Raw genomic sequence first — 23638 nt, forward strand, 5'->3', positions numbered from 1 at the left:
AGGGGGCTGAGGCGCCGGCGAGGGGAGCGACCCCCGGTCGGGGGACTGCGAGCCCTGTTTCTCGTGCGGCCGCGAGCGCCCGGCGCCGAGTGCCGGAAACGTGGAGGTATGCGGCAGGACGCGGATCGCCGGATCGTCGGCAACCCCGCAGGACCTTTTGACTCGCAACGCCTGCGGGCGGATACTTTTCCTGGTCCGCCGGGAACTGCCAGCCACCAGTCGCCAACCGCCCTCCCCATGCTCACCCACACGCTTGCCTTCGACAGCCCGGGCTACTTGCTGCTCCTGGCGTTGATCCCCGCGCTGTGGTGGTGGGGGTATCGCAGCCTCGCGGGGCTGGGGCGATGGCGGCGATTGACGGCGCTCTCGCTGCGGTCGCTCGTGCTGGCGGCGATCGTGCTTGCCCTGGCCGACGTCCAGTACCAGCGGAAGAACGAGCAGCTTTCGGTCGTCTATCTGCTCGACCAGTCCCTGTCGATTCCCGGAGAACTCCGGCAGCAGATGATGGAGTACGTCAAGGACTCGATCCAGACGAACCGCAAGGCTGAGCGGGGGGATCGATACGCCGTCATCGTGTTCGGTCGCGACGCGGAGATCGAGATCCCGCTGGTCGAGTCGGAACTGGCCCTCCACTCGCGGGTCGAGAGTCTCCTCGACCCCGAGTACACCGACCTCGGGACGGCCATCCAGCGGGCCAAGGCGATCTTCCCGCACGACGCGGCCCGGCGGATCGTGCTGGTGACCGACGGCAACCAGAACCTGGGCAACGCGTACCGCGAGGCCCGCGCGGCCGCCGATGCGGGAGTGAGTCTCGACGTCGTGCCGGTGCATCTCAAGCCGCGGACCGAGGTCTCGGTCGAAAAGGTCGACCTGCCGGCCGGAGTCCGCCGGGGGCAGCCGTTCGAGCTGCGGGTGGTGCTGAACAACGAGGCCCCGACGGACTCGAAGGCCTCGGCCCGCGGCACGCTGCGGATCATCCGCAAGACGGGGGACAACCAGCAGACGGTCGCCGAGCAGGAGGTGACGCTTCCGCCGGGGAAGCGGGTGTTCACGATCCCCGAGGAGATCGATCAGGCCGACTTCTACACGTACGAGGCCCGCTTCAGCCCGGCGACGCCGGAGGCGGACGGGACAGCCCAGAACAACACGGCCAGCGCGTTCACGCACATCCGCGGCCGAGGGCAGGTGCTCGTGATTGAGAACTTCGACGCGCCGGGCGAGTTCGACGAACTGGTCGACCGGCTGCGGACCGAAGGGCTCGAAACGACGGTCCGGACCACCGGCGAGCTGTTCAACTCGCTTGCCGAGCTGCAGCGATACGACTGCATCGTGCTGGGGAACGTGCCTCGCTCCAGCGGCGACGATGCGGAGAACGTGGCGAACTTCAGCGACGCCCAGATCGACTTGCTCGTGCGGAATACGAGCGAACTGGGCTGCGGACTGGTGATGCTCGGCGGGCCCGAAACGTTCGGCGCCGGGGGGTGGGCGAATACGAAGCTCGAGGAAGCGATGCCAGTCGACTTCCAAATCAAGAGCGCGAAGGTCGCCGCCGTCGGGGCGCTCGCCCTGGTGATCGACCGCTCCGGCTCGATGAGCGGACCCAAGCTCAGCATGAGCCGGGCGGCCGCGATCGCCGCGGTGAAGTCGCTCGGCTCGCGCGATTACGTCTCGGTCACCGCGTTCGATCAGGCGCCGTACAAGATCGTGCCGTTGCAGCGGGTCGGCGACTATCGGCGGGTCGCGTCGCGGATCGAGCGGATCACCGAGGGGGGAGGAACCGACCTCTTCCCTGCCATGGAAGAAGCCTTCCGGCAGCTGAAGCGAGCCGAGGCCTCGGTCAAGCACATGATCGTCCTGACCGACGGCCAAACGCCCGACGCCGAGTTCGCCCGACTGGTGCGGCAGATGAGCGACGCGAAGATCACCGTCACGGGGGTCGCCGTGGGGACCGACGCGAACGTCGATCTGCTGCGCAAGATCTCGACCGCCGGGGGCGGGAAGTTCTATTTCGTTCGCGAGCCGCGCGCCTTGCCGCGGATCTTCATGAGCGAGGTCCGCCGCGTCGCCCGTCCGCTGGTCTACGAACCGGCCGCCCCGGTGACTCCGCACATTCTGCAATCGCACGAGATTCTGACGGGCCTCGAGGCCGGCGTCCCGCCGATCCGCGGGTTCGTGCTCACCGACGTCAAGAAAAACCCGCTCGTGCAGGTCCTGCTGCAAAGCCCCTTGCCGGCGACCCCCGACAACGCGACGGTGCTGGCCGTCTGGAACTACGGCGCCGGCAAGACCGCGGCTCTTACGACCGACGCGGGAGCTCGCTGGGCCGACGCCTGGAAGGAATGGGACGGGTACGACAAGTTCTTCAGCCAACTGGTCCGCTGGGCCATGCGGCCCGTCGACGGCGCCGAGGGGGATTACACCGTCGCCACGAACGTCCGCGACGGACGAACCGAGATCGTCGTGACCGCCCTCGACGCCGCGGGCGAGTTCGTCAACGGACTGCCGATCAACGTCGCCGTCGTCCCCCCGCGGACGCCGGGAGGAGGCGCAAGCGCGGCGACGCTTGCGGTGTCGCTGGAGCAAACCGCCCCGGGGCGCTACGTGGGATCGTTCGCCTCCGAGACGCCGGGAGCCTACATGCTGGTGACGAGCCCCGCGCCCGGCGCGGCGCCGATCGTCACCGGGGTCAACGTCGCCTACTCGCCCGAGTACCGCTCGATCGAGACGAACATCCCATTGTTGCGGTCGCTTGCCGAGTTGCCCGCCGGCGCGGGCCCGGCGGGAGAATTTGCCGAGGCGGGGCTTCAATCGCTGCTGACCGACGCCGAGGAGAGCCGCCGATTCAATCCGTTCCGCGACGACTTGCCGTGGGCGGTCTCCGCGCAGTCGATCTGGCCGTGGGTCGTCGTCGTCGGTTCCGTGTTGTTCTGGAGCGACGTGTTCGTCCGCCGCGTCCAGCTTGACGGGGCGTGGATCGGCGCAAAACTGGCCGCCGCGTGGGGCGCCGTGATCGGCCGGAAAGGGCAGCCCGCCGTGCCGGAGACGATGGCTCGGCTGCGGCATCGCAAGGAGCAGATTGCCCGCCAATATCGCGGAGGGCGAGACGCGTCCCTGGCGCTGCCGGACCCGCCCCTTGCCGACGCGGCCCGGGGGCCGTCGCCGGTCGCCGCGGCGACCGCCGCGCGCCCCGAGCCCCCTTCGCCGCCTGCGCCCGACGCCACGGCCTCGCCGACCGCGGGGGACGCCGAGGAGGACAGCTACACCCAGCGCTTGCTGCGAGCGAAGAAGAAGGTGTGGGAGTGACTCAGGGGGGGCGAGCATCCGGTCGCGGCGGCCCATGGACTCCGACCGCGTCGTCCTTCATAGTGGCGCCATGACGCGCCGGGTGCTCCGAGATCGACGAACCGTGGTGACCGGCGCCTCGCGCGGGATCGGTCGGGAACTGGCCCTCGCCCTGGCGCGGCGGCACACGCGCATGGTGCTCGTCGCTCGCAGCGCCGAGCCGCTCGAACGGACCGTCGCCGAGTGCCGCGACCTGGGGGCCGCCGTCGAGTCGGTCGTCGGCGACGTGACTGATCCCTGGACGCGCGACGCGATCCGATTTGCGGTCCAGGAGCGGTGGGGGGGGCTCGATCTGCTGGTGAATAACGCCGGGGTGAGCGCCCACGGGGCCTTCGCCGGCGGCGACGAGGCGACTTTTCGCCGCGTCATGGACGTGAACCTGTTCGCACCCGCCGAGCTGACCCGGCTGCTGCTGCCGCTCATGGGCCCGGGAGGGGCGATCGTGAACGTCAGCTCGATCTTGGGACATCGGGCGGCGCCGTTCAACAGCGAGTACTCGGCCAGCAAGTTCGCCCTGCGCGGCTGGAGCGAGGCGTTGCGAGCCGAGTTGTCCGGCCGGCAGATTGACGTGCTGCTGGCCAGCCCTGGCACGACCGACACCGAGTTTTTCAACCACTTGGTGGCCAAGCGGGCCGAAATGCCGTGGAAGCAATCCAAAGGGCTCCCCCCCGCGGTCGTCGCCGAGCAAATCATCCGCGGCGTCGAACGGGGCCGCCGCGAAGTCTTCCCCAACTGGCGCGGCGGTGCGCTGGTCTTCGCCAATCGCCTGTTTCCTGGCGCAGTCGACCGCTGGATGCGGCGGTATGGGGGCGGAGCAGGGGGCTGACGCTGGCGGGAGAATTCGGATTCCGGATTTCTGATTTCCGACGGGCAATGCGGACGCTTGTCTCTAGCGACGATTCACCAAACGCCATTCACTCCCCATGCCCCTCGACGTCCTGTACGACAACGGCCCCTGTCTGGTCGTCAACAAGCGGGCCGGGCTCCTGACCCAGGCGCCCGCGGGGATCGACAGTTTGGAAATCCAGGTGAAGGACTTCTACCGCCGCCGCGAGGAGAAGCCGGACGACGCGACGATTTATCTGGGACTCCCCCATCGACTCGATCGGCCCGTGTCGGGGGCGATCGTCTTTGCACGCCATGTTCGTGCGGCGCGGAATCTTTCCAAACAGTTCGAGAACCGCACGATCGGCAAGAGCTACTGGGCCCTCGTCGAGGGGCTCGTCGAGCCGGCCGAGGGGACGTGGCGCGATTTCCTCCACAAGCGCCACGGCATGGCCCAGGCCGAGGTCGTCGCTGAGGATCACCCCGCGGCAAAGCACGCGGTGCTCCACTACCGCGTGTTGTGGCACGGCGCGACCGCCGATGGCGCCGAGGCGACGTTGCTCGAGATCGAACTCGAGACCGGGCGCACGCACCAGATTCGCATCCAAGCCGGCAGCCGCGGCTGGCCCGTGCGAGGCGACTCCCAATACGGTGCGACGCAATCGTTCGGCGATCCCGATCTTGACGAGCGCGATCGTCCCATCGCGCTCCACGCGCGGCAGTTGTCGTTCACCCACCCGATGACGCGCGAGCCGGTCGACGTCGTCGCCCCGTTGCCGCCGACGTGGCGCGAGCTGGGGCTGCCGACTGCCGTCGCGGGAGATTCAACGGCGTGAGCGCCGCCGCTGCGCGACCCGCCCCAGGCCGATCCCTAGGCCCGCCAGCAGCCAAGTCGCCGGCTCCGGCACGGCCAGAAACACGTTGGCAGGCAGGTCGGTCATGCCGGTGTTCCAACAAATGAGCTGTGACAACGTCAGGCTCCCCAGGTCGATGACCGCGTCGATGGCCGGGTTGTCCGTCAACTCCGGATCGCCGAGATAGAAGTAACGATCGCCGTCCCGGAGACGCGTGAACTGGTCGACGAGCCCCGCGGCGATCAGCTCTCCGACCGCCGCCCCGGGAAGGTGGTCTTCGGCCAAGGCGCCGATCCACACGTCCATGTCGTCGGGCGTGCCGAACAGGTTCTCCAGCGTCGACTTCAGCGTTGAGTTCGCGGTGACGTCGGCGAACGTCGCCGCGGAGTCGAGCCCATAGGCGGCGCGCACGGCGTTGTATCCCGGCAGGCCATGGTCGCGACCACGCTGGATGTTGAGCGAAGCGAGGTCCATCCCCCCGGCGCCAGGAGGGCCGAACAGAAAGTTGCGAACGTCCTCGACGATCATCGTGTCGACTTGCATGGCCGTCTGCAGCGAGATGCCTTTGAGCAATTGAGCGATTCGATCCGTGGCGCCTGTCGCGTCGCCGGCGAAGAAGTCCGTCACGAAGAACGCGTCCCGAAGCGCCACGTCGCCGGCGGGGTGCGAACCGACGGACGCCAGCGGCAGGTGCGACGGCAGCAAGCTGTGGCCGAAGCGGAACAGCGCCGTCGCGAACTCGTTGGCCACGCCGGCGTTGATCGTGCTGTCGTAGTTGTACGCCGCCGCCGGAGGCGCCGCCGCTCCGAGCACCGTCGGCAGAAATTCGTTGTAGGTGACGACTTGCATTTCGGCCCCGACGATCTTTCGCGCCGTTTGATACAACTGGTCGCCGGTCCACGACGGATTGCCGGCAGCCAACAAGTCGACCAGTCGGTTGTGCTCGCGGACGAATAGCGTGTGAATCGCGGTCAGGCCGAACTGTTCGTTGGCCCGCACGTCGCCGGCCAGGAAGAGCTGGGTCGGATCCTGCCCCGGGTTCGACCCGTTGGGGAGGCCGAACGTGTTGAGCGGCATCAGGGCGCCGGCGCTTGTTTTCAACTTGCCGCCGCTGTCGCGAAGGGCCGCTTCGCGCACGGCGTTCGAGCCGTAGACATGCGAAGCGTCGATGTACGCGGTCAGGCTGTTGACCTGCTGCCGCGGGTTGGCGGCGCTGGTTCCCGTGCCGGGGGCGAAGACCGAGCGGCTGAACGGGATGCCCGGAGCCAGCAAATCGCCGCCGGCGACGGCGATCAGGCTCGTCTCCGCGACGTTGGTTTCGACGAGAGTGAAATCGTGATCAATGAATTGCCCCCATTGATAGACCATGCCGCTCATTTGCAGGGCGTTGGGGGGCGAGCCCGGAGCGCCGGCGACGGCGTTGCTGACGGCGCGCGGATTGGCGACGATTGCGGCGCTGCCGGGCCCGCCGCGAAACACGTCCCCGCTTCCCCCGTCAGGATAATGGGCGCCCGTTGAGGAACCGGTTTGGCTGATGCGCAACAAGGGCGCTCCCGCCGCTCCCCAGTCCCAAGCGCCGAGGTTGTTGCCCGTGCCGTCGATCGACCGCGGGTCCGCGACCGGACGCGGAAGTCCGCCGCGCGCGGGAACGGCGTGGAGCGAAGCGACCAATAAAAAAAGGGCGGTTCCCGCCACTGGCGGGAACGCCCCAATATGTAGAGTGCTCATTAGGTGCTGCGTCAAAGAGTGAACGAGTGATGAAACCAGCATGACCGCTGGCGTCGATGCCTTGTCAGCAAGGCTTGGTCGAGGCTTAGTCGACGCGGAGGCGATCTGCCAGCAGCTTAATCGCCGTTGCGGGACCACGCAACAAATCGACCTTACGATTTGTTCATCTGGAAGAGGCGAGTCAACGGACCTGCTCGACGAGCCATGGCATGACCCACGGATTCCACGTCGGATAGCTCGCCGACAAGACGGAAATCGCCAGCAACGTCGCGCCGAACGCCTGAGCTGTGCGGCTACGACACAGCCGATCGGCCGCGGGGATCATCGCCCACAGCCACAGCGGCGAGAACCAGAACATCCACCGCAGCCCGCTCGTCATGCCGCCGTAGTTGCGGTCTCCCAGCGGGCGCGATATGTAGAACGCCAGGCAAACGAGCGTAAGGAGCATGATCGCGGCGGCCGCAGCTCGGCCGAACCGGTCGTCGCCGCGCAGCCACAAAGCCAAGCCGAACATGCTCAGCAGCCAGACGGGGGTGAGCGAAAACACGCCATGATGGCCGACGAGGCAATGAAACGCGTACGCGGCGCGACTCGGCTCGCCGCGGTCGATCCCCTGCGGGTTCCGCCAGTAACTGTCGATCGTCCGGCCTTCGAGTTCGTAGCTGTAGTCGTACCAGTTGTCCTCGGGATCGGTCACGCTACGGTGGGCGTAGGGGGGGCGCCAACTGGCGTGGGCCGCGTAGTTGGTCCCGAAGAACGCCGCCGCGACGACGACCGCCGCCGGGGCGAATCCCTGCAGCGTCGCCCGCGGGTTCAGCCACAGCAGCCCGACGCCGACGACCGCCGTGAGCGACAGCGCGGGCAACTCATGAGCCGCGGTCAGCGCCGCCGCCGCGCCGGCAAGCGCAAACCATCGCAAACGCTCGTCGCCGTCGGCGACGATCCGCACGACTGCGTACAGCGCAATCGCCGCGAACAGCGCCCCGTGAAGATGGTTGTTCAACACGACGACGAACGCCGAGTGCATCGTCCCGAGCGCCGCCGCGGCGACGACGAACATCCGTCCCCAGTCGGTGGCCCCGAACCGCTCGGCCAGCGCCGCCGCAACGCCGATCAACAGCATGAGCGGAACCACGTTCACGATGGCGACGACCAGTCGAACCACGGCGTGCGGCTCGTCTGCGAGCGTCCAGCCGGCGGCATGCTTGACGAGCCAATAGACCCCGGCCGTCGGCAGATACGACAGGGGCGGTTTGCTGGAATAGAGATGCAGCTCGCCGTCGCGACCGCGGTGCTGGACCATGTCGATCGTGTTCCACACGCGACGATCCAACAGCGGGTCGATCTCGAACTGTCCATGATCGACCAGCGCGCGGATCGCCAGCCAGCGGCTGCGGTCGTTCGCGCTGAGAAACGGCCGCATGAGCCGCTCCTCGCGCTCGACTTCGGGACGCTTGCGTTCCAGTTCCGCAGCGACTTCGTCGGGGGCGAGGCCGTCGGCGGCGAGCTTCCTGGCCAGCGAGTCGAGTCGCACCGAAACGGCGCGCTTTTCGGCTTCGGCCCGATTCACGGAATCGACGGCCAGCAACCGGCCGACGGCGTTGCCCAGCGACAACGCGGCCAGCAGCAGATAGACGCCGCGGCGCAGGGCGCGGCGGGCGTCGGTCTCCCCCTGGTCGGCGCCGCTGCCGCGGGGTTCAACGCTCATCGCGGCTCTCGCTGAGACGGAGCGGGAGAGAAGGGGGACTTCGGCGCCGGAACGCCCCCGACCCGTTCGGTCGGGCCGGCGTGCTCGGCGATCGAGAACTCGTCGCGATCGCGCGAGACGAGGGCCGCGATCATCTCGGCCACGAACCCGATCGCCAGGAACTGTCCCCCCAGCAGCACGGCAACGAGCGAGTAGTACAGCGCGGCCGTCTCGTGGAGATGGACCGGCTGGTCGCCGAACAGCCGCGACGTGCACCAGACGACGGCCAAGTAAATCATGCCGGCGATCCCCAGCAGCAGCGACGCCAGCCCGATCGTTCCCAGCCAGTGCTGCGGCCGATGGCCGAAGCGAGTGATGAACTGGACCGTGAGAATGTCGAGCAGCCCCTTGGGAATCCGCGACCAGCCGTACTTCGAAACGCCGAACTCGCGAGGCCGATGCGCCACCGGCGTTTCGCCGACGCGAAACCCGCGCGCCGCGGCCAGCACGGGGATGAATCGATGGAGCTCGCCGTACAGACGGATCTCGTGAATCACGTCGCGGCGGCAGCACTTCAGGCCGCAGTTGTGGTCGTGCAGCCGCACGCCGGTCAGCCGACCGACGATCGAGTTGAACGCCTTCGAGGGCCAGCGCTTGTGCCACGGGTCGTGCCGCACTTGCTTCCAACCGCTGACGACGTCGTAGCCTTCGTCGAGCTTGGCGAGCAACTTGGGAAGTTCCGCGGGGCTGTCCTGCAGGTCGGCGTCCATGGTGACGATTACCTCGCCCGCCGCGACGTCGAACCCCGCCGAGAGCGCCGCGGCCTTGCCGAAGTTGCGCCGCAGCCGGATCCCTTCGACCCGCGGATCGCGTTCGGCGAGGGCCTGAATGATCCGCCAGGAGCCGTCGGTCGAGCCGTCGTCGACCAGCACGATTTGCAGCGCGTACCCGTGGCGCTCGGCGACGTCGACCAACTCGCGGTGGAGTTGTTCAAGAGTCGCCGCTTCGTCGAGCAGCGGGATGACGACGCTAATCACGACGGATTCGTCAGCACGGGGAGCAGGGGCGCTAGCGGGGGACGGGAGTCGGCTTTCTCGATGCCATGTCGAACGGATGCCGTCTCGCTGGAAAAACGACTTCCGTCCCCTCTAGCCAGCATACCCATGAAGGCCCGCGAACGCACCCGCGGCGTCCCGTCCCCGGGCGAGGCGGCGAGACAAGCCGCCGGCAGCGGTTCCGATTACGCGGGTCGTAGCGAGCGTCCGCCGCCGCTGACGCTCGCTCCGGGGGAACAATCTGGCGCCCAGGCGTAGAGCCGCACAGCGAGATGCTCAGCGCATGCCCTCGAAGTTCCGCCGATTCTTCGTCGGCGGACAGGGGTGCAGGGCGATCACCAGTCATGGCGTCTTTGCCAAGCGGGTTAGCGCTTCGGCGCGAGGGGTCGCCTTGGCGGCCCAGCCTTCGCGTCTTTGCACGAGGAGTCGTTGAATGGATCCAGCGATGGAAGGGGATGCGGTTGCTCGGAGGATCTCGCCGCGCGGCGCTTCGTTCCCGGGCGGAATCGCGTACACTGGCGGCCGGTTTCCGTCCTGGTCGCCTGGAGGGCTCGCCGTGCCGCGCGTCGTCTCTTTCATCGTCCTGCTTGGCATCTTGCTGCTCATCGGCACGATGTTCTTCCAAGTGATGATCAACTTCGTCGTTCCGCTGTTCGTGGCGGCGGTGCTGGTAGTAGTGTTCAAACCGCTCCACCTGTGGGTCCAGGAAAAACTGCCCGACCGGCCCCGCGCTTCGGCGATGGCGACGACGCTGTTGATCGTGCTGGTCGTGCTTTTGCCGACCGTGCTGTTGGGGTGGCGGGCGTACGTCGAGAGCCACGACAAGGTCGCCTCGTTCCTGTCCGACAAGGAGAAAACCGCCCAACTGGTCCACGAGATCAACGACAAGGCGAGCGGACTCCTGGAATGGTACGAAGAGACGTTTAAGACCGAACTGAACGTCCGGTCGATCGTCGAAAACGCGGGGAAGCGAATCACCGCGATCGTCCTCAGCGGGGTGAAGGCGATCTTCGGCCTGCTGGTCGGACTGGCGATCATGACGTTCGCGCTCTACTACTTCCTCGCCGACGGGCCGGCGATGATCGACACCCTCATGCGACTCTCGCCCCTGGACGACGCGTACGAGCGGGAACTGCTCGACAAGTTCGCCAACGTCAGCCGGGCCGTCGTCGTCGCCTCGCTGTTGTCCGCCTTGGCTCAAGGCGTGTTGGCGGGGGCGGGTTACTTCGTGGCGTTCAGCGTCGGCGAGCCGGCGATCGCCGATCAGGCGTTCTCGGCCGAACCTGCCGCGGCAGCCGCGGACGCTCAGGGGGCGCCGATCGCCTTGCTCACGATGTTGACGATCGTCCTGGCCCTGGTCCCCTTCGTCGGCGGCGCGGCGGTGTGGATTCCGGTCGTCGCGTGGATCTACTTCGTCCAAGGGCGACCTGTCGCGGCGATCGGCCTGGGCGTCTATTGCGCAGTCGTCGTGTCGTCCATCGACAATCTCATCAAGCCGTACATCCTGCACGGGCAATCGAATCTCCATCCGCTGTTGGCACTGATCAGCGTGTTGGGGGGCGTGCAGGTGCTGGGCCCCGTCGGCATCCTTGTGGGACCGATGCTGGTGGCGTTTCTGCAGGCGATTCTCAACATGGTTCACAAGGAACTCCACCTGCTGGGGCGCCCCGACGCGATCCGCGCGGCGGCTCTCGCCGGGGGCGATGACGCGGTGCGCGTCCAGGCCGAGGGGCTTGCCGGCGTCGAGCCCGCTGCGCCCCATCCCGCGCCGCGCCCAGCCGCGCCGCCGCAGTCCTCTAAGTCGTCCCCCAAACGCCGTGGCAAACGCGGCCGGTGACGAGCCGGACGCTACCGCGGAGAACGCAGCGTGCTCGGGCCTGCCCTTCGTGGCGAATCCTGTCGCCTGTCGCACCGCGATTCTCCCCCCAGAAGTTGGGGGGCTTGGGAGGGAGCTCTCCTGGTGCGGGCGAGCTGCCGCAATTCTGCGGGCGACGAGCCGATAAGGAACGGTGGTCCCCCTTGCCAGCGCCGATCGGGCCGCCTATCTTTGACGTAACGAGAATGAGACGGAGTCTCAATAATCTCGCGGCCCGTTGGGCCGCATCCCCCTCACTGCGGAACGGGACGCAACGACATGGTCACCCGGGCTTACCACGCGAGAGTTCCTGAGGAACCGGGCGTCGCGCTGACGATGCTCGCTCCGGGAACGACCGGCCGTGTCACCGCGGTCGCCGGCGAGCATGGCGAGTCGACCCGGCTGAAGGCCTTGGGGCTGTGCGCTGGTCGGCACGTGCAGGTCGCCTCCGCGGGGGACCCGCTCATCGTGCGAGTGCTCGGGACGCGCGTCGGCGTCGCGGCGCGGCTGGCCGAGCAGGTGACCGTCGTCCCCGACGCTTCTTCGGGCTGCTGAGCCGTCGCCCGTCATGTCTTCCGCAGCGCTGCCGATCGTCACGCCCGCCCAGGGGATTCCGCCCGCGGTCGTGGCCCTGGTCGGCAACCCCAACGCCGGCAAGACCTCGGTCTTCAACCGGCTGACCGGCCTGCGGGCCAAAACGGCGAACTTTCCCGGCACGACCGTCGAGCATCGTCGCGGCACCATCAAGCTGGGGGGAGATGCAGTCACGCTGATCGACCTGCCCGGGCTGTACACGCTCGACGCCGTGACGCTCGACGAGCAGGTCGCCCGCGACGCCCTCGCCGGGACTCTGTCGGGGAGCCCCGCGCCGACCGCGGCGATGATCGTCATCGACGCCACGAACATCGAACGCTCGTTGTTCCTCGTTGCGCAAGTGCTGGAGTTGCGGGTCCCGACGCTCGTGGCGCTCAATATGATCGACGACGCCCAGAAGCAGGGGGTGGCCGTCGATTGCGCAGAACTCGAGTCCCGCATTGGCTGCCGCGTCGTGCCGGTCTCGGCCCGCACGGGGCAGGGGTTCGCCGAGCTGACCGCCGCGCTCGCCGCGACGGTTTCCCAAGCGACGCGCGTCGAGACCCCGCCGGCCCTTGTCGAGTGCGGAGCGTGCAGCGGATGCCAGTACTCCGCCCGGTACGATTGGGCTCGTTCGGTTGCGTCCGCAACAGTTCGCGGCGAGCCGGTCGTCCGCAGCCGCCGGACCGAGGCGATCGACCGCGTGCTGACCCACCGGGTCGTGGGGCTGGCGTGCTTTGCGGGCGTGATGGCGCTGGTGTTCATGCTGATTTTTTGGGTCGCTCAGTTCCCGATGGAGTGGATCGACGGCCTGTTCGCCGTGGCGAGCCAGACGGTCGGCCGCTGGCTCCCCGCAGGCGATCTGCAAAGCTTTCTGACCGACGGCGTCGTCGCCGGCTTGGGGGGAATGCTGATCTTCCTGCCGCAGATCTGCCTGCTGTTTTTCGCGCTGTCGCTGCTGGAGGATTCAGGCTACCTCGCCCGGGCCGCGTTCGTGATGGACCGGCTCATGCATCGGGTGGGGCTGCCCGGCAAGGCGTTCATTCCGCTGTTGTCGGCCCACGCGTGCGCGATTCCCGCAATTATGTCGACCCGCGTCATCGAGGACCGTCGCGATCGGCTGGCGACGATCATGGTCATCCCGCTCATGACCTGCTCGGCCCGCGTGCCGGTGTACGCGATGGTGCTGGCGCTGTTGTTTCCCAATCGTCCGGCGACGGCGTCGCTGGTGTTCGTGGGGGCGTACGCGCTGGGGATCGTCGCGGCGCTGGCGATGGCTTGGGTCTTCAAGCATTCGCTGCTCAAGGGACGTACCAAGCCGTTGGTGATCGAGCTGCCGAACTACCGGATGCCCTCGCTTCGCAACGCAGTGCTGACGACCTACGACCGGGCCTGCGCGTTCGTCAAGAACGCCGGGACGATCATCATGGCGATCGCGCTGGTGATGTGGGCCCTGGCCACGTACCCGAAGCTCGACGAGGCCGACGTGCCCGACCGGTACCAGTCGCAGATCGCCGCGGCCGAAGCGTCGGGCGACGACGGCGAGGCCGAACGGCTGCTGGCTCAGGCCCAGCTTGAACATTCGCTCGCCGGGCGCGTGGGTCGCGGGATCGAGCCGGCCTTCGCCCCGTTGGGCTTCGATTGGAAAATGAGCATCGGCGTGGTCAGCTCGTTCGCGGCCCGCGAGGTGATCGTTTCGACCCTGGCGGTCCTCTACGGCATTTCCGAGGACGAGGCGACCGACGACGAGACGGGGGCGTCGAAATCGCTGCTGGCCAAGCTGCAGTCGAGCCGCCGCTCGGACGGCAGCCCCGTCTTCACTACCGCGACGTGCCTCAGCCTGCTGGTGTTCTACGTGCTGGCGATGCAATGCCTGCCGACCCAGGCGGTGACCCGCCGCGAGACCGGCTCGTGGAAGTGGCCCCTGGTGCAGTTCGTCTCGATGACAGCCCTGGCGTACGTCGCCGCCCTGACGACCTATCAGGTCGCTGCCGCGGCGGGCCTGTAACCCGTTAGTAGCGCCCGGGACCTGTAACCCATTTGAGCGCCCGGAAAATAGCCGCGAGTTCCCAACTCGCCGGCAACCCCAACATTGACGCCCCGCGGACGCCGCGTCAAAATGTCGGGCTCGGGTCCGAGCGGCTGCTTGGACCGATTCACCTCGAACTTTCACCACCTCATACCGGAACTCAGTCCATGGCAGGCAGCGAACGCGGTCGGGAACTTCGTCGGCGTCGGGCACGGCGGGCGAAGTTGACTCTCATCAAGAAGAGCCTTCCCAAGGCGACCCAGTCCGAAAAAATCGAAATCGCCCGCAAGTTGCGCGAAATGACCCCCGGCGCCGAGCAACTGATCGCCAATTGGAAGCTCGTCGAGGCGGATCGCTAGATCAGGCTGGCAAGCCTGACCGACGTCACTCGTCCGTCACGCATCCTTCGCTCGCGCTCTTCACGTTCTTGATGTACTTGTAGAGCGTCCCGCGGGTCGCTTTGTACGCCGGGGCTTTCCATGCGGCCTTCCGGCTCGCGAGTTCGACGTCGCTGACGTCGATCGTGATCGTGTTCGCTTCGGCGTCCAGCGTGATCTTGTCGCCGTTGTTGACCAGGGCGATCGGGCCGCCGACTTGGGCCTCGGGGGTGACGTGGCCGACGATAAACCCGTGGCTGCCGCCGCTGAATCGGCCATCGGTGATCAGGGCGACGTCGCTCCCCAGCCCCGCGCCCATGATCGCGCTGGTGGGGGTGAGCATCTCGGGCATGCCCGGGCCTCCCTGCGGGCCTTCATAGCGGATGATCACCACGTCCCCCTTGGCGATCTGCTTCGCTTCGAGCGCGTGGAGCATGTCTTCCTCGCTGTCGAAACAGTTGGCCCTGCCGGTGAACACAAGGCCCTCTTTGCCCGTGATCTTGGCCACGGCGCCGTCGGGACACAGATTGCCGCGCATGATGCGGATGTGGCCGGTCGCCTTGAGCGGTTTGTCGAGCGGGCGAACGATCTCTTGCCCCGGCTTCAGCCCCGGCAGGTCGGCCAAGTTCTCGGCGATCGTCTTGCCGGTCACCGTCAGGCACGAGCCGTCGATGAGCCCCGCTTCCAGCAGCATCTTCATCACGGCCGGCGTGCCGCCGACTTCGTGCAGTTCCTCCTGCACGTACTTGCCGCTCGGCTTGAGGTCGGCCAAATAAGGGGTTCGGTCGCTGACCGCTTGGAAGTCGTCGATCGACAGCGGCACGTCGACCGCCCGGGCCATCGCCAGCAGGTGCAGCACGGCGTTGGTGCTCCCCCCGACGGCCATGATGACGACCATGGCGTTTTCAAACGCGGCCCGGGTCATGACGTCGCGCGGCTTGAGGTCGCGTTCGAGCAGGTTGCGGATCGCGGCGCCGGCGGCCAGGCACTCGGCCAACTTGGCGGGATGCTCGGCCGGGATGCTGCTGGAGTAGGGGAGGGTCATCCCCATCGCCTCGATCGCCGAGGCCATCGTGTTGGCCGTGTACATGCCGCCGCACGCGCCGGCGCCGGGACAACTGTTGCGAACGATGCCCTGGCGCTCCTCCTCGGTGATCCGACCGGCGAGGAACTCGCCGTAACACTGGAAGGCGCTGACGATGTCGCGTTTCTCCGGTCCGCCGGCGGCCGTCTTGGTGAACCCCGGTTTGATCGTGCCGCCGTAGATCATCAGCCCCGGTCGATTGAGCCGCCCCATCGCCATCAGACAGCCCGGCATGTTCTTGTCGCAGCCCGGAATCGTGATCACCGCGTCGTACCACTGGGCCTCGACGACGGTCTCGACGCTGTCGGCGATGATGTCGCGGCTTTGCAGCGAGTAGCTCATGCCGCTCGTGCCCATCGAGATGCCGTCGCTGACCCCGATCGTATTGAATCGCAGCCCTACCAGATCCGCGGCCTGCACCCCTTCCTTCGCCTTGGCGGCAAGGTCCAACAGGTGCATGTTGCACGTGTTCCCCTCGTACCACACGCTGGCGATGCCGACCTGCGGCTTGTTCATGTCGGCTTCGGAGAGCCCGCAACCGTAGAGCATCGCCTGACTGGCGCCTTGGGACTTGGGCTGCGTGACGTGGGAGGAGTACTTGTTGAGCATGGGAGCCAGGGCGCGATCGGGGGTGAAAGGTCGGGGGGAGGTCAGCGCGTGCAGGCCGTCGGTCGCAACCGTCCGCGGTCCTCGGCCAAAGCGCGAACGGGCTATTCTACCGCACGTTCGTCCGCGGCGTCAGGACCGCGATTCGGGGGCAGCGATACCATGTGCTCCCGTGGAAGGGTGGCTGGGGTCGCAGCGCAGCGGAGCCCCCAGGGGATCTTCTGGGGGCGCACTTCGTTCGACCCCACCACCCATCACTGTGGCACATGGCATCACTGCCGATTTGGGCCGGTCGTCGGCCGAATCACTCGACCAGCCGTTGCATGAACACGACGTCGAGCCAGCGATCGAACTTGCGGCCGATTTGGGGGAAGCGGCCGATCTCGCGGTAGCCGTGCTTGGCGTGAATCGTGATGCTCGCCGCTTGCTCGGCGTCGATCACGGCGATGATCGCCCGCAATCCGGCGACGCGGGCCCGTTCGATTTGGTCCGCGAGAATCGCCGAGCCGATCCCGCATCGCAGCCGATCGGGCGCCACGTACACCGAGTTCTCGACGGTGAAGCGATACGCGCTTCGCGTCCGAAACGGATGAAGCGAACCCCACCCCGCAACGACCTCGGCGTCGGTGTTCGCGTCGTGCTCGACGACGACGGTCACGGGATGGCAGTCGGCGCGCCCTTCGAACCACTGTCGGCGCTCGGCCATCGTGGTCGGGGCGACGTCGTAGGTGGTCGTCGACTCGGGGACGTAGTGGTTGTAGATCCGGTTGATCGCGTCGAGATCGTCGACGGTCGCCAGGCGGAGACGGCGGGGGGTGGGCATAGTCTTCGAGAAACGGTCGTTCGTGGCAGGCCGACGGTGACGCCGAGGACGAGCGTCTGCGGAACGTTTCACGTTGCCGGCTGCCGCATTCGGGCGGCGCGGCCGGCTGCGTGGCGTATGTTCCGTTATACCCGGCGGCGGGACCCGCTGGGAAAGGGGCAATGTCGGGTCGGCTGGAGTCGGGATCAGGATGCTGCGGGTCGCATGGGTTGTTTCGGTCGCAGCAGCGCTGGCGACTCTGGTCCTTGACGAAGCGGCGGCCGCCCCCCTCAAACGGGGCGACAGTCGGCCGAACGTCGTCTACATCCTGCTCGACGACGCTGGGTACGGCGACTTCGGGGCGACGGGTTCGCCGTACGTCGCGACCCCCGGGTTCGATCGGCTCTGCCGCGAGGGGACCCGCTTCACGCATCACTACAACGGGTCGGCCCTCTGCGGCGACGCGCGCTGCACGCTGTTGACCGGGTTCGACATGGGCCGCCGCTTGCACGGCGCCCCCTCGGCGGGCGCCGGTCTCCGTGAGAATCCCTGCTCCCACGGCTGGACGACCCTCCGCGACGAGGACGTGACGATCGCCGAGGCGCTCAGCCACGTCGGCTACGCGACCTGCGGCGTCGGCTACTGGACGCTGGGCGACGCCGGCAGCGCGGGGGCCCCCGAGTTGCAGGGGTTCGACCGCTGGTACGGCTTCCTGGGCGCCGAGCGCGCTCATCAGCATTACGCCGAGTGGTTGTGGGACGGGGGACGCCGCGTCGAACTTCGCCGCAATCGCGAGGGGGGCCGCGAGCTGTACGTCCCCAACTTGCTGGAACGCGAAGCCCTGCGCTTCATCCGCGAGAACTCCGACCGGCCGTTCTTTCTGTTCCTGGCTTGCACGCTGCCCCACGCCCCTTACGAAATCCCCGAACGCGACCCCGCAGCCCTTGCGTACCGAGACAAGCCCTGGCCGCCGGAGGTTCGCAACTACGCGGCGATGCTCTCGCGCGCCGATCGCACGGCAACGAACATTCTCGAGCTCCTCGACGAGTTGGATCTCACCGACCAGACGCTCGTCTTCTACACCGCGGACAACGGAGCAGACCCGCAGATCGCCGCGACGCTGGCCAGCGACAGCGGACTGCGCGGCGGGCGGGGGGACCTTTACGAAGGGGGCATTCGCACCCCCATGGCGGTTCGCTGGCCGGGACGGATCGCCCCGGGCGCCACGAGCGACCGCCCGTGGTCGACGGCCGACGTGCTCCCCACGTTGTGCAAGCTGGCCGGTGCGGCGGTCCCGGCCGGACTGAGCGGCGTCGACGTGACCGCGACGCTCATGCAGGAGGCGGCGCCTCCTCACCCCCCGATGTACTGGGAACTCGTCGATCCGCCGCAGCAGGCGGTGCGGTGGGGACGTTGGAAAGGGATCTGCCGCGGCGACGCGGACGCGATCGAGGTTTACGACCTGCAGGAAGACCCGAGCGAGACGCGCGACCTGGCGTCCGAGCGGCCCCGCGAGGCGCGGCTGCTCCGCGAGGCGATCGCACAGGCTCGCGCCGAAATCGGCGATTGAGCAGGCAGAGCGCCGCCGCCGTTGTGAAACCGAGGATCCTTCCCCCGCCCCTCCGCGGCAAGCCGAACACCCCCGACGACGCGCCCGCACAGTCCGCAGAACCGCCAGGACCCGGGACGTGCCGCCCGGCGCCGGGCGCGACCAATCGCGGGCGTGACCTATGCTTTTGCGGCGGAGTCCATCCCGTTGCCAGGCGCCCCGCACGGCGGGCGAGAATCGGTTCGAACATGTTAGCGATCTATCCTCTCCCCCAAGCCGAGCCCGAAGTCCAGCCCGAGGCCGCGCCGCAACCGGCGCCGACGGCCTTCGCACCGCCGCGCGAAGTCATGCTCGCCGACGGCACGCTGGCCATGCTCGAAGGCCTGCCGGCCGAGACGCTCCACGAGCTGCAGTTCGACCAGGAACAGCGCTTCGCCCGGGCGATTCAATCGTTTCCGTCCCGTTCGCGCGAACGGTCGCTCGTTACGGCTCAGGCCTACGACACGGTCTGCGCCTTGCTGTCCGCTCAGCGAGCCGCGGCGACCGGCGTCGACGGGCCGCTGGTCATGGGATTTGACCGCCGTTACGCAAGCCTCGTGCTCAATCTGCTGGAGCGCCAAGTCGCCCGCGGGATCGATCACCCGCGACTGTTCGAGATCGGCTACGGCAGCGGCGCGCTGCTGAACGAAGTCCGCGGCTACGGGTTTCCCGTCGGGGGGATCGAGGTCTCGACCACCATGCGCGAGCAGGCGGTCGCCATCCTGGGGCGTCGCCATGCCGAGGGACTCATGCTGGGCGACTTCCTCGACGTTCAAGTCGACGACCTTCCCGGCCGACCGAGCGTCATCTACTGGAACGACGTGCTCGAGCACGTCGCCCCCGACGAGGCGCTCGACTACGTCGCGCACGCCCGCACGCTGCTCGCCCCTGGGGGGACCCTGGTGACGATCACCCCCAACTGGCTCATGCGACCGTCCGACGTGACCGGCGACTTCCGCCCCGCACGCAGCGAAGCGTGCGGGCTGCACCTCAAGGAGTATCGACTCGCAGAGGTCGTGGCCCTGCTGAAGCGGGCCGGCTTCCGCCGCGTGGCGACGCCGCTGTTCGCGACCCGGCGCCAAATGTCCGTGGTGGCCGACGGCTTCTGCTGGCCGAAGCGAATGGCCGAACCCCTGCTCGACCGCCTGCCGGTCAAGCTGGCCCGGCTGTTGTGCCGCGGCTGGGCGATGAGCTGCACCCTCGCAACCAAGTAACCCGATGAGCGGACGGCGCTAGCCGCCGATGAATCAAGCCGTCGGCTTGCCCGACGTCCAACCGCACCGCATCGGCGGCTAGCGCCGTCCGCTCATCCAAGCCGCACGCCCGGATAGACGCGCACCGCAGAACCGTCGGCCCAGAACGCCGACGCGGGGGGCGCCGAGAGCGCTGCCGCAAATTGCGGGCCGTAGAGCGCGGCGACGTTGGCCTCCAGCGTCGCCGTGAGCGCCGCCGCGACGTGCCACGACGGGTGGGCGACCTCGTACTCCTTCGTGCCGCCGTCGCGCTGCCGGGTATAGCCCCAGTAGTGCTCGGCGATGAACTCCTCCAGCGACCCGGGCGTCAGCGGCCGGGCGACGTCGGCGGGCTCGATCGCCGCGCGGCACGGCCGTCCCCGCCACCGCCACGTATACTCCGCCGACCGCGGCGGCGCGTGCGGCGATTCGCGCAATTCGATCCGGCTCGCCAGCGGGGCGACCGAGTAGGGCTCGTTGTAGAGGACGCGAGCCGCCCATGCGATCGCTCGCCGCGGCACGAGCTCGCGAACGAACACGACCCCCCGTCGCACCCCGTCGGGCGCCCGCCTCCGCACGTAGAACCGCAGGTTCACCTCGTCAAAGTCGCGATGCCCGGGAATCGCCATTCCCCAGACGCGCGTCCGCAAGAAGCGGAATCCTACGATCGACGCGTACGTCGTCCCGTCGAAGTCGTCCAACTCGACCCCCGCGGGCACGAAGGGCGCGAGCAACTCGGGGTCGACGGCATAGTTCAGCATGACCAAATGCCGCCACTCGGCCGTCAAGAACGTCCGCCGCCGCGGCCAAGCGTACGGCATGGGCGCGTCCGCCCCGGATGCCTCCTCGGTCATAGTCGAACCCTCAGCCATGCGATGGCGTCCCCCCCAGCGAACTGCGCGAACGCGCCATTGTCGTTCCACAGATCTTGAACCGCAATAAACGCGGAAGCCATCACAAAAACCGAGACGCCGCCCCATCCTGAGCGGACGACGCTAGCCGCCGAAGAACCACGCGACGAGCCAGCAGAAACCAACCTCGCGCCATTCGCTCAGGGCCGATCAGTTTTTCGTAATGCCCGAGGAAGCGCAAGAGTTTCCGGGGTTGGTAAGCGAAGTCGCGGAGCGTGGGGGCGATTTCTTGGAACCCGGCGAGCCGCAAGAGCGAGAGGGCGGCGTTGCGGAAGGCGGCGAGGTCCTGCGGGGCTCAGCCGGTTCGTACGCGGCAGCGGTCTTCGCCGAGGGTGACGTCGCGGACCCAGTGGAGCCGGTTCTCGATGCCCCAGTGGACGTACGCCTGTTCGGTCCGCCAAGAGGAGTGCTTGGCCCGTAGGCCGAGCCGCATCCGGTCGAGCAACCTAGGCGGCTCGGGGTGCATTCGGTAATTGGCGGAGTTTGCGGCAAGGAATAGAATGAGGCCATGACGGCCGCTCCGTATGCCGAACAAGCGACACGGTACGCCTGGATACGTTCCCGCGGGCGACCTGTCAACCTGCATGCCGAAGGTCCTCTTCAATAGGCAGGGCTTACTGAAGAAGTTTCGGTCTAATAACAAGTTATCAGGACCAGGTGAACTTGCATGAAGTGGCAGAGAAAGAACCAAACCGCTAACCAAGGCGTCCTGTACGTTAAGGGAGTAGTGAACGCCCACGGTTCAATTTTCCGCCCGATCCATCAAGAAGACGATGTGGGCGTCGATGGCCACATCGAACTTGTCGATGCCGAAAACGCCACCGGCAAGTTGGTTGCCGTGCAGATCAAATCTGGTGAATCCTACGTATCCGCCAGTGACGAACAATTTGTAGTCAACGTTTCACAAGAGCATCTTGACTATTGGGACTCGTACCTGATTCCCGTCATGATGGTGTGTTATTCGCCATCGCGAAATCTAGCCGCGTGGACCCCGATTTTAGAGTACATTCGCAACGAAACGTATTGCGGCCGCACACCCGTCACTCAAATCAAGATTCCATTTTGTGACGTTTTTGATGCTGGCTCACTCAACGATGGCGTCGGCGGTCTGGCAAGCGCTGGTGCTGACCGAAAAATCTTGATTGAATGTGTCGATCATTGCTTGGCCGGTGATCATCGCCAACGCCTACAAGGTCTACAAATCTTGTCTGACCACCCCGACTCACGCGACTCACGGACAACCGCTTTCATCGCACGGCGTCTGTTGTTTGACCAGAATGAGGTCGTCGCCGAAGCTGCGATCCGAACGCTGTCGTACCATGTTGGCCGTTTTCGTTGGTCACGGAATCCGAACAACAAAGACGAGAAACAACTGATGGCATACGCGTCACAGTTGTGCCGCGATCTCACGATGGAAGAATGCACGCGTCTGATTGAGCGTCTAGATGAAGAATGGTTCGGTGGTCCACAGGCACTTGGTGAACGAGTTTTCGACATATTGGTTTGTTGCGACGAGTCGGAACGCGTGATGGAAGATATGGCGGCAGACAAGTCACTTCCGATGCAACGACGAGTTAATGCGCTGTACATGCTGTACGGGTGCGACGATGGCGAATTGCTGATGGACGATGTGTTGCCCGACAGCGACGGCTATGGGGATGTCTTCCGAACGATGTTTCCGGATCACGGCAAAACCGAGTCATAAAAGTCCTGATAACAATCGCATGCAACGGAGCCGGCGGTCGGGTCGGTTTAGAAATCAACACGTATCGCGCCGGCCCGCTGAACGTCGGTCCGTTAGATAAAAGTGCAGCAGTGCGTAAATCCGAATTTGATCTTGTGCGAATCAAGGTCGTGCATCCGTACGCGTGGCTATGGGAGCCATTAGAATCAGACGCATCGTTTGAGCTTCGTGCAATGTTTGGAGCGAAGGCGGTATATCTCAAGGGCAGATTGACGTTTTGTTTCATGGCCAAAGCTGAGCCGTGGCGAGGCGTGCTTGTGGCCACCGATCGGGACCATCACGCATCATTGATGGCTGATTTCCCGGCTCTATCGCCGCACCCAGTGCTGCGGAAATGGCTCTATCTCCCCGAGTCATCGGAGGCGTTTGAGCCGGTCGCCGAGGATCTTGTTCGGCTGGCTCGGCAGTATGATTCTCGAATTGGCGTCAATCCTCGGCCAAAAAAGCGCAAACGCGGCTAACAAGGGCGCTGCAGCCAACCCGCGCCTCGTCGGTCAGTTTGCAGGAGGGGTCGGCGGTCGTCCGGCGACGTTAGCGTACTCTCTGGTCTGTAAAAGTCCCTGCAGGGGCCGCGTTGGTGCGGGCGGGAACCGAGGCGCCCCGGGACTTGCCGGTTGGATCCCGCCGGCGCGTTGTCGGATTCGTCGTTGAAATTGGGCCGCCGCTTCGCGTACAACCAAATTGCGCTGCCCAAGCCGTGCCGAGCCGGGGGCGCCGCAGGGGGTGATCGAGCAGCTGAGCCCGGTTTGGCTCCCAGGGCTTCGGTCTCGCACAGGACGGACGTTCGTCGAGCCAAGACGACGACGGAAGATCGCCATTTTGCTCGCCGGGCCGGAGTTTTGCCGGCAAAACTCGGCGGCGGACCCCGGCGAGCGCACGCCTAAGTCACTGGCTTGTCATCGGTTAGGGCCACGGTCGGCGGCGCCGCCCGCGGGGTTTTGCACGAAGGACGCGTGGGGTTTTGCTCGACGGAAGGGCCGATCCGTTGTTCCAACGGACGTGCGGCCATGGTTTCCCGACACGTCTCCATGCCCACGCGGACGTGGGCATGGCACACGGGGGAAAATTGATCGGCCTTGGCGACGATCGTGTCGCTATCGACGGCCGAGGGGTCGATCGCACGAGCCGCGCGTCCCGCGTGCCGGGCATGCTGGCGCCGGCGTCGCGGCTGCTGAAATCGCCGCCGATGCCGAATCAAGCTGGTACGTCCGTCGGGGCGGCAACGGGCGGCGTGGGCGTGCGGCGTCCCGCCGGCGGCACTCTAACGGAAACGTCATTCACGGCTGGCATTGTCGCCGTTTCGGCCGGGTGATATCACCCTCTCGCTCTTTCGTCAAAGCCGGCCT

Annotated in this window: 19 protein-coding genes; 12 read left to right on the forward strand and 7 right to left on the reverse strand. The window is 66.8% G+C overall.

Annotated features, from left to right (window positions below):
* Positions 1-237: 237 nt before the first annotated feature.
* The 3 genes from KF688_07365 to KF688_07375 all read left to right on the forward strand — a co-directional run bounded on the left by KF688_07365 (position 238) and on the right by KF688_07375 (position 5003).
* Positions 238-3303, forward strand: coding sequence for a VWA domain-containing protein (locus KF688_07365; GenBank protein MBX3425479.1), 3066 nt, complete (start codon positions 238-240; stop codon positions 3301-3303).
* A gap of 34 nt (positions 3304-3337) precedes the next feature.
* Positions 3338-4168 carry an SDR family NAD(P)-dependent oxidoreductase gene (locus KF688_07370; protein ID MBX3425480.1) on the forward strand — a complete coding sequence of 277 codons (831 nt, stop codon included), beginning with the start codon at positions 3338-3340 and terminating at the stop codon, positions 4166-4168.
* 97 nt (positions 4169-4265) lie between these two features.
* Complete coding sequence (locus tag KF688_07375; GenBank protein ID MBX3425481.1) at positions 4266-5003, forward strand: RluA family pseudouridine synthase; 738 nt, start codon at positions 4266-4268, stop codon at positions 5001-5003.
* On the opposite strand, the gene KF688_07380 is transcribed toward KF688_07375, so the two are convergent.
* The 3 genes from KF688_07380 to KF688_07390 form a co-directional block, all read right to left on the reverse strand.
* Positions 4992-6749 (reverse strand): PEP-CTERM sorting domain-containing protein, encoded by a 1758-nt coding sequence (locus KF688_07380; protein MBX3425482.1) that lies wholly within the window; start codon positions 6747-6749, stop codon positions 4992-4994. The two genes, KF688_07375 and KF688_07380, sit on opposite strands and share 12 nt — an antisense overlap.
* Before the next feature lie 181 nt (positions 6750-6930).
* On the reverse strand, positions 6931-8457 hold the full coding sequence (locus tag KF688_07385; protein ID MBX3425483.1) for a hypothetical protein: 1527 nt from the start codon (positions 8455-8457) through the stop codon (positions 6931-6933).
* Positions 8454-9473, reverse strand: coding sequence for a glycosyltransferase family 2 protein (locus tag KF688_07390; protein ID MBX3425484.1), 1020 nt, complete (start codon positions 9471-9473; stop codon positions 8454-8456). Before KF688_07390 ends, KF688_07385 begins: the two co-directional genes overlap by 4 nt.
* A gap of 126 nt (positions 9474-9599) precedes the next feature.
* Between KF688_07390 and KF688_07395 the strand changes: the two genes are divergently transcribed.
* The 5 genes from KF688_07395 (at position 9600) to KF688_07415 (ending at position 14307) form a co-directional block, all read left to right on the forward strand.
* A complete protein-coding gene (locus KF688_07395) occupies positions 9600-9749 on the forward strand; it encodes a hypothetical protein (GenBank protein MBX3425485.1) in 150 nt (49 codons plus the stop codon).
* 298 nt (positions 9750-10047) lie between these two features.
* Positions 10048-11328: an AI-2E family transporter gene (locus KF688_07400; protein MBX3425486.1), complete on the forward strand. Its 1281-nt coding sequence runs from the start codon at positions 10048-10050 to the stop codon at positions 11326-11328.
* Positions 11329-11625: 297 nt separating this feature from the next.
* Entirely contained in the window at positions 11626-11901 is a 276-nt protein-coding gene (locus KF688_07405; GenBank protein MBX3425487.1) for a ferrous iron transport protein A, read from the forward strand.
* A gap of 13 nt (positions 11902-11914) precedes the next feature.
* Positions 11915-13927 carry a ferrous iron transport protein B gene (gene feoB / locus KF688_07410; protein MBX3425488.1) on the forward strand — a complete coding sequence of 671 codons (2013 nt, stop codon included), beginning with the start codon at positions 11915-11917 and terminating at the stop codon, positions 13925-13927.
* Between the two features lie 188 nt (positions 13928-14115).
* Positions 14116-14307: a hypothetical protein gene (locus tag KF688_07415; GenBank protein MBX3425489.1), complete on the forward strand. Its 192-nt coding sequence runs from the start codon at positions 14116-14118 to the stop codon at positions 14305-14307.
* Between the two features lie 25 nt (positions 14308-14332).
* On the opposite strand, the gene ilvD is transcribed toward KF688_07415, so the two are convergent.
* Positions 14333-16018 (reverse strand): dihydroxy-acid dehydratase, encoded by a 1686-nt coding sequence (gene ilvD, locus KF688_07420; GenBank protein MBX3425490.1) that lies wholly within the window; start codon positions 16016-16018, stop codon positions 14333-14335.
* A 301-nt stretch (positions 16019-16319) separates the two neighbouring features.
* A complete protein-coding gene (locus KF688_07425) occupies positions 16320-16838 on the reverse strand; it encodes an N-acetyltransferase (GenBank protein MBX3425491.1) in 519 nt (172 codons plus the stop codon).
* Between the two features lie 190 nt (positions 16839-17028).
* On the opposite strand from KF688_07425, the gene KF688_07430 reads away from it, so the two are divergent.
* Together KF688_07430 and KF688_07435 are read left to right on the forward strand one after the other, a co-directional pair.
* Positions 17029-18387, forward strand: a complete 1359-nt coding sequence (locus KF688_07430; GenBank protein ID MBX3425492.1) for a sulfatase-like hydrolase/transferase — start codon at positions 17029-17031, stop codon at positions 18385-18387.
* Positions 18388-18614: 227 nt separating this feature from the next.
* Positions 18615-19619, forward strand: a complete 1005-nt coding sequence (locus tag KF688_07435) for a class I SAM-dependent methyltransferase (protein MBX3425493.1) — start codon at positions 18615-18617, stop codon at positions 19617-19619.
* Between the two features lie 92 nt (positions 19620-19711).
* On the opposite strand, the gene KF688_07440 is transcribed toward KF688_07435, so the two are convergent.
* Together KF688_07440 and KF688_07445 are read right to left on the reverse strand one after the other, a co-directional pair.
* Positions 19712-20458 carry a DUF2071 domain-containing protein gene (locus KF688_07440; protein ID MBX3425494.1) on the reverse strand — a complete coding sequence of 249 codons (747 nt, stop codon included), beginning with the start codon at positions 20456-20458 and terminating at the stop codon, positions 19712-19714.
* 385 nt (positions 20459-20843) lie between these two features.
* Positions 20844-21014 carry a hypothetical protein gene (locus KF688_07445; GenBank protein ID MBX3425495.1) on the reverse strand — a complete coding sequence of 57 codons (171 nt, stop codon included), beginning with the start codon at positions 21012-21014 and terminating at the stop codon, positions 20844-20846.
* A 201-nt stretch (positions 21015-21215) separates the two neighbouring features.
* Here KF688_07445 and KF688_07450 point away from each other — a divergent pair, with 201 nt between their 5' ends.
* The gene (locus tag KF688_07450) at positions 21216-22253 is read left to right on the forward strand and encodes a DUF4365 domain-containing protein (protein MBX3425496.1); all 1038 of its coding nucleotides are present in this window, start codon (positions 21216-21218) and stop codon (positions 22251-22253) included.
* Between the two features lie 110 nt (positions 22254-22363).
* A complete protein-coding gene (locus KF688_07455; GenBank protein MBX3425497.1) occupies positions 22364-22753 on the forward strand; it encodes a hypothetical protein in 390 nt (129 codons plus the stop codon).
* Positions 22754-23638 lie beyond the last annotated feature (885 nt).

Source organism: Pirellulales bacterium, assembly GCA_019636345.1.
Taxonomy (GTDB): domain Bacteria; phylum Planctomycetota; class Planctomycetia; order Pirellulales; family Lacipirellulaceae.

Excerpts from the sequence above, each read along its gene's own strand:
- KF688_07365 (MBX3425479.1), top strand. The coding sequence starts at position 238 with ATGCTCACCCACACGCTTGCCTTCGACAGCCCGGGCTACTTGCTGCTC.
- KF688_07370 (MBX3425480.1), top strand. The coding sequence starts at position 3,338 with ATGGACTCCGACCGCGTCGTCCTTCATAGTGGCGCCATGACGCGCCGG.
- KF688_07375 (MBX3425481.1), top strand. The coding sequence starts at position 4,266 with ATGCCCCTCGACGTCCTGTACGACAACGGCCCCTGTCTGGTCGTCAAC.
- KF688_07380 (MBX3425482.1), bottom strand. The coding sequence starts at position 6,749 with ATGAGCACTCTACATATTGGGGCGTTCCCGCCAGTGGCGGGAACCGCC.
- KF688_07385 (MBX3425483.1), bottom strand. The coding sequence starts at position 8,457 with ATGAGCGTTGAACCCCGCGGCAGCGGCGCCGACCAGGGGGAGACCGAC.
- KF688_07395 (MBX3425485.1), top strand. The coding sequence starts at position 9,600 with ATGAAGGCCCGCGAACGCACCCGCGGCGTCCCGTCCCCGGGCGAGGCG.
- KF688_07405 (MBX3425487.1), top strand. The coding sequence starts at position 11,626 with ATGGTCACCCGGGCTTACCACGCGAGAGTTCCTGAGGAACCGGGCGTC.
- feoB (MBX3425488.1), top strand. The coding sequence starts at position 11,915 with ATGTCTTCCGCAGCGCTGCCGATCGTCACGCCCGCCCAGGGGATTCCG.
- KF688_07415 (MBX3425489.1), top strand. The coding sequence starts at position 14,116 with ATGGCAGGCAGCGAACGCGGTCGGGAACTTCGTCGGCGTCGGGCACGG.
- ilvD (MBX3425490.1), bottom strand. The coding sequence starts at position 16,018 with ATGCTCAACAAGTACTCCTCCCACGTCACGCAGCCCAAGTCCCAAGGC.
- KF688_07425 (MBX3425491.1), bottom strand. The coding sequence starts at position 16,838 with ATGCCCACCCCCCGCCGTCTCCGCCTGGCGACCGTCGACGATCTCGAC.
- KF688_07430 (MBX3425492.1), top strand. The coding sequence starts at position 17,029 with ATGCTGCGGGTCGCATGGGTTGTTTCGGTCGCAGCAGCGCTGGCGACT.
- KF688_07435 (MBX3425493.1), top strand. The coding sequence starts at position 18,615 with ATGTTAGCGATCTATCCTCTCCCCCAAGCCGAGCCCGAAGTCCAGCCC.
- KF688_07440 (MBX3425494.1), bottom strand. The coding sequence starts at position 20,458 with ATGCCGTACGCTTGGCCGCGGCGGCGGACGTTCTTGACGGCCGAGTGG.
- KF688_07445 (MBX3425495.1), bottom strand. The coding sequence starts at position 21,014 with ATGCACCCCGAGCCGCCTAGGTTGCTCGACCGGATGCGGCTCGGCCTA.
- KF688_07450 (MBX3425496.1), top strand. The coding sequence starts at position 21,216 with ATGAAGTGGCAGAGAAAGAACCAAACCGCTAACCAAGGCGTCCTGTAC.